The 12356-nt window shown below is 65.1% G+C and carries 9 protein-coding genes; 3 read left to right on the top strand and 6 right to left on the bottom strand.

All coding sequences use genetic code 11. From position 1 onward, the window contains the following. The first annotated feature begins 1 nt into the window (after position 1). The gene (locus tag R3P93_RS10940; protein WP_094638378.1) at positions 2–730 is read left to right on the top strand and encodes an amino acid ABC transporter ATP-binding protein; all 729 of its coding nucleotides are present in this window, start codon (positions 2–4) and stop codon (positions 728–730) included. A 10-nt stretch (positions 731–740) separates the two neighbouring features. On the opposite strand, the gene R3P93_RS10935 is transcribed toward R3P93_RS10940, so the two are convergent. Genes R3P93_RS10935 through R3P93_RS10920 form a run of 4 tightly spaced genes read right to left on the bottom strand, consistent with a single transcriptional unit; the run spans position 741 to position 7405 of the window. Then, positions 741–2387 (bottom strand): ABC transporter, encoded by a 1647-nt coding sequence (locus R3P93_RS10935; protein ID WP_317533014.1) that lies wholly within the window; start codon positions 2385–2387, stop codon positions 741–743. Beyond that, on the bottom strand, positions 2384–3889 hold the full coding sequence (locus R3P93_RS10930) for a glycosyltransferase (RefSeq protein ID WP_317533013.1): 1506 nt from the start codon (positions 3887–3889) through the stop codon (positions 2384–2386). Before R3P93_RS10930 ends, R3P93_RS10935 begins: the two co-directional genes overlap by 4 nt. Then, complete coding sequence (locus R3P93_RS10925) at positions 3886–5412, bottom strand: hypothetical protein (RefSeq protein WP_317533012.1); 1527 nt, start codon at positions 5410–5412, stop codon at positions 3886–3888. Before R3P93_RS10925 ends, R3P93_RS10930 begins: the two co-directional genes overlap by 4 nt. Positions 5413–5422: 10 nt before the next feature. Further along, complete coding sequence (locus tag R3P93_RS10920; RefSeq protein WP_317533011.1) at positions 5423–7405, bottom strand: hypothetical protein; 1983 nt, start codon at positions 7403–7405, stop codon at positions 5423–5425. Between the two features lie 332 nt (positions 7406–7737). Here R3P93_RS10920 and R3P93_RS10915 point away from each other — a divergent pair, with 332 nt between their 5' ends. Beyond that, the gene (locus R3P93_RS10915; RefSeq protein ID WP_394855288.1) at positions 7738–8805 is read left to right on the top strand and encodes a beta-mannosidase; all 1068 of its coding nucleotides are present in this window, start codon (positions 7738–7740) and stop codon (positions 8803–8805) included. 72 nt (positions 8806–8877) lie between these two features. Then, positions 8878–10935 carry a PhoX family protein gene (locus R3P93_RS10910; protein WP_094638382.1) on the top strand — a complete coding sequence of 686 codons (2058 nt, stop codon included), beginning with the start codon at positions 8878–8880 and terminating at the stop codon, positions 10933–10935. Between the two features lie 91 nt (positions 10936–11026). Here R3P93_RS10910 and R3P93_RS10905 read toward each other — a convergent pair whose 3' ends face one another. After that, positions 11027–11749, bottom strand: a complete 723-nt coding sequence (locus R3P93_RS10905; RefSeq protein WP_094687330.1) for an alpha/beta hydrolase family protein — start codon at positions 11747–11749, stop codon at positions 11027–11029. 8 nt (positions 11750–11757) lie between these two features. Continuing rightward, positions 11758–12354: a TetR family transcriptional regulator gene (locus tag R3P93_RS10900; RefSeq protein WP_317533009.1), complete on the bottom strand. Its 597-nt coding sequence runs from the start codon at positions 12352–12354 to the stop codon at positions 11758–11760. Between the last annotated feature and the right edge of the window lie 2 nt (positions 12355–12356).

Below are 12356 nucleotides of genomic sequence, written 5' to 3'. Positions count from 1 at the left end.
CATGACTTCTGTTTCGCTCGTAGGCAAGGACATTCACCTGTCCTTCGGTACCAACAAGGTGCTGCGCGGGGTGAGCATCGACGTTCCGGCGGGCACGACGACCACGGTCATCGGACCGTCGGGCTCGGGTAAGTCGACGCTGCTGCGTGCTCTCAATCGACTGCACGAGCCCGAGCAGGGAGACATCCTGCTCGACGGCAAGTCGGTGCTGAAGGACAACCCCGACGAGCTGCGTCAGCGCATCGGCATGGTGTTCCAGCAGTTCAACCTGTTTCCGCACAAGACCGTTGCGGACAACATCGCTCTGGGCCCGCGCAAGCTGCTCGGCCTGTCCAAGGAGGCGGCTCGTGCGGCGGCGATCGATCAGCTCGAGCTGGTGGGACTGACCGACAAGGCGGATTCGCGTCCGGGCAACCTCTCCGGTGGCCAGCAGCAGCGCGTCGCCATCGCCCGGGCCCTCGCCATGAAGCCAGAGGTGATGTTCTTCGACGAGGCCACCTCCGCTCTGGACCCCGAGTTGGTGAAAGGTGTGCTGGCGCTGATGGCCGACCTCGCGAAGGGCGGAATGACGATGGTGGTGGTGACCCACGAAATGGGCTTCGCGCGATCGGTGTCCAACAGGGTGCTGTTCATGGACCACGGCAGCGCCGTCGAAACCGGAACGCCGGAGCAGTTGTTCGACGATCCGCACACCGATCGACTGAAAACGTTTCTGTCGCAGGTGCTGTAGCGAGCATCGGTCAACCCGGTACCCGGTACAGACGCCAATCCGGTTGATCTGCACCGTCGTTCGGAACTTCGAGGACGAGTGGATACAGGTCGGCTCCGTTGTCGTAGATCGTCGGATATCGCCGGTTGACCGCATCGGACACTCCGCGGCCCTCGTTGGGCACCGTCAGCAGATACTGCACGCCCGCCGATGCCGGGTCGTTGAGGATCTCGGTGAAGTCCAGGTCGGACGGAACCACGAACCGCTTCGGGTGTTCCGACGCTGCCACGACGGCGAACCCGTAGACGGTGTCGAGGAGGATCGACCCCTCCGGGAGGTTCTGGCCGTCGAGGTACGACGCCAGTCGGCGTTCGGTGGAGAAGGAATCGATGACTCGACGGGCCGCCATCGCCTGGGGATCGTCGGCCCGGGGATTTTCGTCGAGGAGACTGCCGAGGGCGTACTGCTGACTCGACAACCCCGGCTGCACCATCGCCCACCCAGTTACCGGAAGAGCCAGCGCACAGACCGTCATTGCCACCGCCGCGGCGGCAGGACGCAGCGGCGCGAGCACGGGGCGGTGCCGTCGATAGGCCCCTGCGCGCCGGGTCGGCCGATCTCCGGTGGCCGGAAACAGTTGCACCACAACGACTGCCGCCAACGGAACGGCACAGATGAAGAACCGCAGGAAGCCGAACGTCGAGCCGGTGATGTAGCTCGCGGCCTGAAATCCGAGCACCCCACCGAAAAGCAATGGTGCCACCAGGAATTCGAGGTCTCGGCGACGCAGCGCCAGCACCACGGCCAGCGGTAGCGTCACCAGCAACGCCGGTCCCAGCACGACGACGGCACCGAGCGAGAACAGGCCGGTGCCGATCAGGTCACCGCTGGGCCCGCCGGACTGCGTCAGAATCGCGGCGTTTCCATAGCTCGAGGACAGCTGGGCGAGCGCCTCACCGGTGATCAGCCAGCTCGTGCTGATCCACACCAGAAACACTGCCGTGCCGGGCCCTGCAACGAGCACTGCGTCCAGAATTGCTCTGCGGCGCATGCTTTTCCAATACGGCTGGCCCCGACGAAGAGCCGTCACGACCGCCACCAGTACCGCGGCCAGAGCTATCGGAACGACGCCCTCGTAGCGAGCGAGGAAGGCGAGAGCCAATGCGACGCCTGCCAACAGGAGATCGTGAACGTCGTCGGTGTTCATCCATCGAATCAACCGTCGTACAGCCCAGCAGAGGAAGAACAGGAAGCCTGCCTCGCTCATGCCGTTGGCTCCGTAGAAGACGATCATCGGGTTGATCGCGAAGACGACGGTGAGCAGGAGGCTGTATCGGCCGGGCAGTCCGCGGTCTCGGCAGATCCCGTGGATCATCACCACTGCACCGGCCATGAACATCCCCGACACCGCGATGCCCGAGATGTTCCACCGGGTGATCGCCGGCCACCACGATGCGAAGGCGACCATGGGCAACTGTGCGAGGGCCGTCAACGGCGTGAAGATGAAGCCGATGGCCGACACGTGTGGATCGCGGCTGAGCAGCACCGCCTGCGCGGCCGAGGTTCGCGACAATGCGTCGCCGAGGAGATAGCCGAAACGCATGCTCAGAGTCAGCCCCACCGCCAGGTAGCCCGCCAGCGCGCTGCCGAACACGATCCGGGGAGTGCGCCGATTCACGTGTTCTGCTCTTCGCCCGACGGTTCCGCAGCGGGCCCGGACAGGCCGTGGAACGTCTTCTCCCAGTACGACGGATTGCGAACCAGCTGCCAACACCCCTTGATGGCGGCCACGCTCATCATCACCCAGTACAGGGGCATCGTCAGGCTGGGAACGAGCAGGTACGCGTTGTCGCTCTCTCGGCTCGCGATCAGATACATGTACACCGTGGCGATGTTGCCCACCACCAGAGACAGCAACGAGAAATAGTAGATGTACGGCGGAAAGAGCTCGGCCACCAATGCCGGCTGGCCGAGAATCCATGCCGCCGTGGTGAACCAGAAGACCATGTTGATGCACGCGGTGATCGGTGTTCCCGCGAGCAACAACGTGAAGCGGTAGGTGCCGACCGGCCCGAGGGCACGAACCGTCGCGACCGGTCTGCGCATGTGCACCAGCCACGTCTGCAGATAGCCCTTGTACCAACGGGAGCGCTGGCGGACCCAGTTGATCGGATCGCTGTTGGCCTCTTCGAGGGTGGTGGAGTCCAGCACCGCCGTCGAGTAGCCCGAGGCCGCGATGCGCACACCGAGGTCGGCGTCTTCGGTGACGTTGAAGCCGTCCCAGGCCCCCACCTCGTCGATGACATCGCGGCGCAGATGATTGGAGGTTCCGCCGAGGGGAATCGGCGAGGTGCTGGCCATCAGACCCGGCAGCAGGTACCCGAACCACAGGGCGTAGTCCGCGGTGAACCACCCGGTCAGCAGATTCTGAGAACCGTTGTGGAAAGCCAACTTCGCCTGCACGCACGCCACGGTGTCGGGCAGCCGCTCGAAGGCAGCGACGACGCGACGCAGCTGCAGTCTCTCGGGCAGATCCTCGGCATCGAAAATCGTCACGATGGTCCCGGTGGCGAAATGCAATCCGTAGTTGCAGGCTTTCGGCTTGGTGCGAGGGTCGCCTGCGGGCACCAGGACCACGTCCACCGAATCGGTGACGCCGCTGCGCGCGGCCGCCTCGATGGTGACCTCGTCGTCCTCCTCGAGCAGCAACAGAACCTGCAGCTTGTCGGCTGGATAGTCGAGGCCGGTCATCGCCGCGATGAGGTCACCCACCACCTCCGGCTCGTCGTACGCGGGAACCAGAATGGTGTAGTACGGCAACCGATCATCGGGAACTGCCCTGGCCTCCTCATCGGTCACCGTGACGATCGCCGACGCGTCCAGACCACGGGAGAACAGCAGGAGGCGGTCGATCATCGCCAGCAGATACCCGATGGTGCAGAAGACCGTGACCGCGAGCAGCGTCCCGACCGGGGCGAGCACTCCACAGGCGAGGAGCAGCAGCGCAGCCCCGATCGCCGTGTACTTCTGCCAGGGAACGAAGGCAATTGCTGCCGACGCCAACGGATTTCGACCGGCCAACCCGTTGATCGCGTCGTCGAGCGCAGCTGCTCGGAACTCTTCGGTTTCCGTTCCGACGCGCGGTGGAGTCGGTCGTTTCCCCATGGGAGTCGTGGTCATCGCGGCGCACCGTTCGCCAGGGCCCACTGCTGGCGAACGAGCCCGGTGCCGAAGGTCGTCAACAGCTCACGGTCCTTGTATTCCGGATCGTCGTCGATGGCGATGGCGTTGCCCCGCAGTAAGGTGCCGACCGCCGTACCGAGGTTCGATGCCATCGACGGCATCGGTTGCGGGAACTCGGCATCGAGGTCGTGATTGTCGACGCTGATGACGGTCACACGTTGGAACACGTCGCCTCGCTGCCAATGAAACACGAGCTTGGTCCAGGTGAGCAGCAACGCGTCGCTGACCGAGGTGTAGAGCGCACCCGTCACCCCGCGTCCGAGATCGATCGTCAGGGGTTGGCTCGTGCGCGTGTTGGTCAATCGATACAGGGTGCTCTCCGGATAGACGGCCAGACTGGCCCGATTGGTGGTCGACAGTACGTCGACCACCACGGTCCGTGGCCTCGACCGCAGGTCCCAGGCGGAATTGCCCTCGTCGGCGCGCATCGTCTGCCGAGTCAGAGTGGCACGAGTTCCGAAGAACGCACGGACCCAATCGAACTCCTGCAGGTCGATCTCGCTGAAACCGACCGGCGGAGCCAAGGGAACCGATGCCGCACCAGGTGGTCCCGCCACCGACGCCAATTCCGGACGGCTGGGTAGGGGGATGAGGGCGAGGATGACTGCGGCCCCGATCGCGACGATTTTCGAGCTCGGCGACCACTTCGCCGTCGGGACGGCGAGGCGGCGAGGCCGACGCTCGTCGAATCGGCCGCGACGAGCAGCGAGATAGAAGGCGCTTCCGGTGACTGCTGCCGCGCCGACGGTCGGGACGAGCTGCAGCCAGACGATGTCGATCTGTGGCCACACCGTCAACATCGCTGCCGCAACTGCGAATCCGGACAGTGCGGTACACCCGAACCCGAGCCATCCGCGACGCCTGGTTCGGCCGACGGCGATGGCACCGGCGATTCCCGCCAAGAGCACCATCACCGCCGCGTATGCGAGACGGCCTCCGCCCAAACCGATGGCGACCGATCGGTAGCCCAGCGGACTCAACGCGAGCAGCAACAGCCAGACAGACCAGAACCGACCCACCGGCCGCAGTCCGAACAGCAGTATCGCGCCACCGAAGAAGAACGCAAGCGCCGCAAGAACATCCAGGTGCGCCAGCTCGTACTGGTCGGCGTAGCGCGGCAGCCACAGCGCCTTGATGGCGATGGACACCAGCAAGCCGATACCGCCGACGATGTTGTCGGTCTGCCGATCGTGAATGGGCAGCTCGTCGGCCCGACGCCGCGCTACCCCTTGCGCCGCAACGACAGCGAGGAGCGGCAACACGAAAATGTACGCGGTGATGGCACCGTCGGACGCCTCCTGCGCCAGCCGCACCCAGGTGGGAAAGAATGCGAGAACGACACAGGCGAGGAGAACCACCCAGCGCACGACCAGGACGTCGAGCGGACGCCGTGCTCGCCAGCGAGGCGGCGCGGTCGGCGTCGGCTCCGCGCCGGTGTTCGGTGCGGTCTCCACTGTCATGTCGAGTCGCTCATGTCGAGTCGCTGTGCCGGCTCGGCTCGGTCGTCGAGCGGCGCGCTCGAAGCGCGAGCACGAGTGCGCCCACGCCTGCGACTGCCAGTACCGCAAGACCGACTCCAACGACGAGCACCGTCGTTCGGTCGCTTGTGTCCTCGGACGCCGCTACGGTGTCGTCCGCGCCGGACAGTGCCGCGCTCGACAGTGAGATCGGTTCGATGTTCTGCGCGGCGAACACGATGTCGCCGTCGAGCGCGAACCACCGAGCCGGGTCGTCGTCGAGCCAGGACAACATGGCGTCGAATCGGTCCGGTGCCGAGTTCCAGGATCCGACGAGGACGGCGTTGTCCTGCATCGACGTCACCTGCACCGTCGCGAAGGGCTGGTCGGTGTCGACCGTCAGTTCGGTGGCACCGCCGGCGGAATCCGGCTCGGCGATCCGGAATGTCGTCTCGTCGATCGACGACAGCGGAAGCGTCACTGTCTCCGGCAATTCCGAGGTCGGGGCGATCACGAGTGCGGGAGCACTACCGTCGAGCGCCTGCTCCATCGACACGACCTCCGGCACGAGGGGCAGACTCGACAGACGCTGCAGTCCGGTCGCCATCGTGACCGCTCGGACCACTCCCACGAAGGACTCGTCGGCCAGCGCGATCTCGAACTGCGGCATCAGCGCCTGCGGCATCGATCGCAGTCCCAGCGGGGCCGGTGTCGTGGAATCCGACGACCGCACCAGAGTCGAACCGTCCACGGTCACACTCGTATCGGCGGCCGCGGAACAACCACCGCCACCTGCGGTCGACGGATGGTCGACGGAAATATCGAGCGTCTCGACGCGGGACAGTGCCGAATCGGGAATGTCGATCCAGCGATCGAGCCGACCGGTGTCGTCGGCCTCCCACACCGCGAGCGGTGACCCGTTCACCGTGGCCCGCACCGATCCTGCGCCCGGTGTGTAGCTGCCGATCAGGTGCACGGACAGGTTCGATGCAGACCGGCCGAGCCGCGTCTGATCGATCGTGATCGACGCGGTCGCCGTGGCACCGCCCGAACCGGTCACCGTGCCGATGCCGAGGTCATCGAGCGTGATCGATTCGGGCGGAAGTTGCGCTGTTGCCGACGATGGTCCTGCCGAAGCAGCCGTGGAGACTGCGATGTCGGAGAGATCACTGGTGATGAGGCGGGCCTGATCGGTCAGATCCGATCCGGTACCGGTGAGGTACATCCGTGGTGGAGCCTGCTCGACGGGGTAGATCAATTCCACACCGGCGTCGGAGTTCTTCGCCAGGACGACCGACCTCTCGAACGGGCCGTCAGGAGCAGCGCCCTGAAGCTCGCTATCCGGCCGCACGGCCACCCGGACCGGCTGCGCCCCGTAGTGGTGGATCACCGAGGTTGCCACAATCGTTGCGGCGGTGATGGTTTCGCGATCCGCGTCCGATGGGACGAACAGCGTCAGCGTTCTCAGCACCACCGGCAGAAAGTCCGCAATGGTCCCGGGCACCGCCGGTTGACCCTGGTAGTCCACGGTTGCGTCGATCAATCGCACGGCATCGGAGTCAGGTTCGGGGCAGTAGCGATCGTCGGGAATGAGGGACGGGATCAGATCGAGTGCGATCACTCCGTCGACCGTCGGAGCCGCAGCCAGTGGAATGGACACCGGAGTGGTCGGTGCGGCGTTGTCGAGCGTGATGCGGGTGATCGGTCGGCCATCCGATTCGACGTCGACCCAACCCCGGTCGAGCCAGGCAGGCACCGTCAACACAGCATTCAGTGTCGAGGGCACCGAGCCGGCGGGGGACGGCACGGTCAGTCTGGTGGGCTGTCCGGTCGAGTCGACGGTGGTGGACCTACCCAGTCCCAATTCAGCGAAGGTGAAACGGTCCACATAATCCTGTCGCTCTCCGTCGATCGGTTGCGCCGATACGACCGCGGCCGTAAGCAGAAACGTAGTTGCGACGAGAGCTGCCGTCGATGCAACGTATGCGATTCGCATTGGGGGATTTCCAGCTTTCGCATAATGAAACGGAAACCCGAACTGTACTGCGTATTCCCGATCTTCGGTACATCGGAAAGTCGTACATTTACCCATCTGGATCGAAATTCGGCCAGAAACATACTGGGAGACACGAAAGTTCGACTCAATGAGCGGCTCGGCCCGGTGGAATCGAATTCCGACGCAACGGAGCTCGTCGAATTGTACGAATACGGTGATATTGCCGTCCAGGGGCCGTCGAATTCACAATTCGGAAATTCGTGCAGCAGACATCTAGCATTACGCCGATGCGGATCGTTTCGATGTTTTCACGGTGCGCAGTGGGCGCAGCAATGGTGCTGTCCCTCGCGCTGAGCACCGGTGTGCCCGACGCGGCAGCAGCCCCCGAGTCCGGTGCCCGCGTCACGGCAAGCGCCGACGGTCTCGCACTCGACGGAAATCCTTGGTGGCCGACCGGATTCAATGCCTATCAGCTTGCGACCGATTGGTCGGTCAACGCAGGCTGTGGAGCGATGGTGGACCTGAACGGCTACTTCGGTGCCCTGCCTTCACATTCCCTCACGCGGTTCAACGCGTTCCAAGCGCTGACGATCAACCGATTCACCGGCGCACTCGACTTTCGCCCGATGGACGCGGTCTTCGCGGCGGCCGAGGCGCACGGGCAACTGGTCGTCCCGGTTCTCTCGCCACAGGACGGGGCCTGCGAAGGAAACGCCTTCAAGGGCAGACAGTGGTACGTCGACGGATGGACGACGCCCCCTGCCGTCCCCGACGCGAATGCGGTGACGAGTTTCGAGCAGTGGATGCTCACTGCTGTGAACCGGTGGAAGGATTCGCCCGCACTGGCAGCCTGGGAATTGGTCGGTGAGCCGGAAACCAGCTCGTGCACCGACGCGGCGTGCTCGTGGACCACCCGAACCTGCACCGCAGACGCCGCCCAGGTTCTGCGCTCCTTCTTCGACACCGCGGGGCAACAGCTCCGCACTGTCGATCCCCGCACCCTGATCACCGCCGGTCTCACCGGCGGCGGACAGTGCGGTAGCCAGGGTGACGAGTACGAGTACCTCGCCCAGTCGCCCTTCGTCGATGTGCTGCAGTACCACGACTACGGATACGACGGTGTGCCGTTGCCCGGAGATCAGTGGAACGGGCTGCAGCGGCGGATCACCCAGAGCGCTGCGGTGGGCAAACCCCTCCTGGTCGGGGAGATCGGCCAACTCGCCGGTTCCTGTGGCGATATCGGCTCTCGCGCAACGAGTATCGCCACCAGGATCGACGGCCAAAGCGCCGCAGGCACAGCCGGAGCCCTGCTGTGGGCCTTCGTACCCGACCCGCGGCCGGACGAGTGCACCTACGACATCGGACCCGGCGATCCGTTGTGGCAGACGATCGGACGTTAGGGCATCCTCGTTGTCCGCGACTTCACCTGAACGTTCCTTTACTTTCGCTTTTGGGTGACAGCGTGCCGTGACATGAAGCCACTACCCTTGTTCGCGGTTCACGACGGAAGCTCCAAGCGGTCAGCATTGACGTGCAAGTACAAGTGCGGGGATGCGTGTTTCCACGAGGTTCCCAACACGTCGAAGGGTCAGTACTTCGGCGACATCGTCAAGACCGCCATGTCGCGGCGCGGTGTGATCAAGGGCGGTGCCATGGCGGTACTCGCCGTGGGTGCCGGTAGCGCTCTCGCGGCGTGCTCGACCGACGAGCCCGCCACCACCGGAGGCGCAACCTCGAGCACGTCGGGTACCGATACCCCGCCCGTCGACGGCGTGGATTTCGTTGCGGTGGAACCGAACACCGAGGACGCAGTCGTGATACCCGAGGGCCACGAGCAGGCCGTCGTCATTCGCTGGGGCGATCCGGTGCTCGACGGCGCTCCGGCGTTCGACTTCGACAACCAGACCGGTGCGGCGCAGGCCATGCAGTTCGGCTTCAACAACGACTTCGCCGGCCTACTGCCGGTGGAGGGCACGCCCAACGCATTCCTGCTGGTGGTCAATCACGAGTACACCACCGAGCCGGCGATGTTCAAGGGCTACGACGAGGAGAACCCGACGCGTGAGCAGTTCGACGTAGCGCTCGCCGCGCACGGTCTGACGGTGGTTCAGGTTCAGGGCGAGGGCAACTCGGGCAAGCTCACCCCTGCGATGGGCCGGTACAACCGCCGTATCACCGGCACCACGGAGTTCGTCGTCACCGGCCCCGCCGCGGGCAGCGACTTCCTCAAGACGAGCGTCGACCCGACGGGCACCCGCGTGCTCGGTACGTTCAACAACTGTGCAGGCGGCCTGACGCCGTGGGGCACGGTGCTCTCCGGTGAGGAGAACTTCAACCAGTACTTCGGCAACGCGGAGTCGGTCACCGAGACCGTCGCCGCCGAGCGGCTCGCCCGCTACGGCATCGAGGGTGCCGCCAGCGATCGCAAGTGGGAGACCTTCGACAAGCGCTTCGATCTTGCCCAGGAGCCCAACGAGGCCAACCGATTCGGGTACATCGTCGAGGTGAACCCGTGGGATCCGCAGTCGGCTCCGATCAAGCACACCGCGCTGGGACGCTTCAAGCACGAGGCCGCCACCATCTACGTCACCGACGACGGCACCGTCGTCGCCTACAGCGGCGACGACGAGCGCTTCGACTACATGTACAAGTTCGTCTCGAGCCGCAAGATGATGCCCGGCACCGGCGCGGCCGCTATGCGCAACAACCTGACGCTGCTGGACGCGGGCACGCTGTACGTCGCCACGCTCACCGGCGACTCCCCGGACGAGATCGACGGCTCCGGCACCCTTCCCGCCAGCGGTGAATTCAAGGGCACCGGAACGTGGGTGCCGCTGCTGCGCACGAACGAGGACGGCCGCGGCGAATCCCTCGTCGACGGCATGACCGCCGAGGAGGTGGCGGTGTTCACCCGCCTGGCCGGCGACAAGGTGGGCGCGACCAAGATGGACCGCCCGGAGGACTTCGAGCCCAACCCGGTGACCGGCAAGGTCTACGTTGCGTTGACGAACAACGCCAACCGAGGCACCGAGGGCAAAGCCGGGGCAGACGAGGCCAACCCCCGCAACACCAACAAGAACGGCCAGGTGCTCGAGCTCGAGGACGACCACGCGGGCACGTCGTTCACCTGGAACCTGCTGCTGGTGTGCGGTGACCCGAACGAGGCCGACACGTACTTCGGCGGCTTCGACAAGAGTCAGGTCAGCCCCATCTCGTGCCCCGACAACCTCGCGTTCGACTCGAAGGGCAACCTGTGGGTCTCCACCGACGGAAACGCTCTCGACTCCAACGACGGCCTGTTCGCCGTGGTGCTCGACGGCCCACGCCGTGGTGAGACCCGCCAGTTCCTGACGGTTCCCGCGGGCGGCGAGACCTGCGGTCCCATCGTCTCCGACGAGCGGGTCGTGGTGTGCGTGCAGCACCCGGGCGAAAGCGACGATGCCACCGCCGACGCACCGATCTCGCATTGGCCCGACGGCGGCGACACTCAGCCTCGGCCGTCCGTCGTCGCAGTGTGGAAGTCGGCGTAGCCATAGCTGTTTCGCATCGATCGGAACGCGCCCGTGGTCGAAGACAGTCGACTGCGGGCGCTTCGGTTGTGTCAGGCGTCCTCGGGGGCGCTCAGTCGGCAGCCGTATCTGCCATCAGCCGTGCGACGACCCAGGCCATCGCACGGCTGACGGCATCACGCGATTCGCCGGTGTGATCGAGCATGTCGAATCCGTGTTGTCCGTCGGGTACGTCGGGTACGTCGATGATGTCTAGGTTCGTAGCGTGGGCAGCCTCGACGAAAGCGTTCACCCCCGAGACGAATTCGGGGCGATCGCGGCCCACACGTGTGAGCAGAATCGGCAGTGCTCCCGAATCCGATACGGCGAGAGTGGAATCGAATCGCGGCTCGACCCCCCATTCAGGGAGGGTCTGCAGCACCGGGTATGTCGATGCGAGACAGGTCAACCACGCCGGAGGGTGTTTCAACCAGTCGGCAGCGAGCAGCCCGCTCTCGGAAAAGAACCACAGCGCAACTCGATTGGGATCCACTCCGGGGAGTTGTCGAACCTGGTCGACTCCGATGGCGATCTCATCGGCAGCCGCAGCACACTCGGCCAGCGAGGACATGTGATGTTCGAGTACGACACCGACGACACCTGCTGCCGCAGCGATGGATCCGTATCCCACGAAAACCGGTTGATCTCGGGGTCGCCATTCGACGCCCGGCGGACGCGGACCACCGTGGACGAAGACAACAGCGGGCCGAGGAGCGTCTTCGCCGGGTGCCGTGTCGGGTGCCCGATATACGTCGAACGATGGTGCGCTGGAATCGGTCGAGTGCCCAGGCGTCACGCTTCACCTCACGACCCGGGTTGTGCGGCGATTCGCCTCGCTGCCTCCACGACAAAGCGTCGACGTGCCGCCCGTGCCTGCTGGTCGTTGGGTCCAGCACCGGTGATCATTTCGGCGAGCTGCGGGGCGGTCTGCCACCAGGCGGCCAGCGCGATCAGCGTGAACACCAAGTGCGCAGGATCGATCTCCGAATCGATGAGGCCGTGTCGCTGGGCGTCGGCGAAACGCGCCACCTTCTCTCGGTAGTGCGTCGTGCGCACCTCCGCGTGAGCCGGCGGGCCAGGCTGGAGACCCTCCCACTGCAGCAGGCGGCCCAGTTCGGGATGAGATGCGTGATAGTCGAACGTCGCTCCGGCGAATTCGCCGATGTCGTCCAAGTCGACCCCTGTGAGTTCGACGCCGGTCGCAAGGCGCTCCAACTCGGTTGCCAGGACGAGGTCCCAGAGAGCCTTCTTGTCGCCGAAGTAGCTGTAGAGCCTCTCCTTGTTGACGCCTGATCGAGTTGCGATGGATGCGACGGTCGTGCCCTCGAACCCGTGAGCTGCGAATTCCACCAGCGCGGCATCACGGAGTCGACGCCGTGTCCCGTCCGTGTCCCAGGCCATCC

It is taken from the genome of Rhodococcus cerastii (assembly GCF_033042195.1).
Taxonomy (GTDB): domain Bacteria; phylum Actinomycetota; class Actinomycetes; order Mycobacteriales; family Mycobacteriaceae; genus Rhodococcoides.
The sequence above is the reverse complement of the archived record's forward strand: the minus strand, read 5'-3'. Positions and strand labels throughout refer to the sequence as shown.

Coding starts and splice junctions, on each gene's coding strand:
- R3P93_RS10920 (WP_317533011.1), bottom strand. CDS start 7,405: ATGCGAATCGCATACGTTGCATCGACGGCAGCTCTCGTCGCAACTACG.
- R3P93_RS10925 (WP_317533012.1), bottom strand. CDS start 5,412: ATGACAGTGGAGACCGCACCGAACACCGGCGCGGAGCCGACGCCGACC.
- R3P93_RS10940 (WP_094638378.1), top strand. CDS start 2: ATGACTTCTGTTTCGCTCGTAGGCAAGGACATTCACCTGTCCTTCGGT.
- R3P93_RS10900 (WP_317533009.1), bottom strand. CDS start 12,354: ATGGCCTGGGACACGGACGGGACACGGCGTCGACTCCGTGATGCCGCG.
- R3P93_RS10915 (WP_394855288.1), top strand. CDS start 7,738: ATGGTGCTGTCCCTCGCGCTGAGCACCGGTGTGCCCGACGCGGCAGCA.
- R3P93_RS10930 (WP_317533013.1), bottom strand. CDS start 3,889: ATGACCACGACTCCCATGGGGAAACGACCGACTCCACCGCGCGTCGGA.
- R3P93_RS10910 (WP_094638382.1), top strand. CDS start 8,878: ATGAAGCCACTACCCTTGTTCGCGGTTCACGACGGAAGCTCCAAGCGG.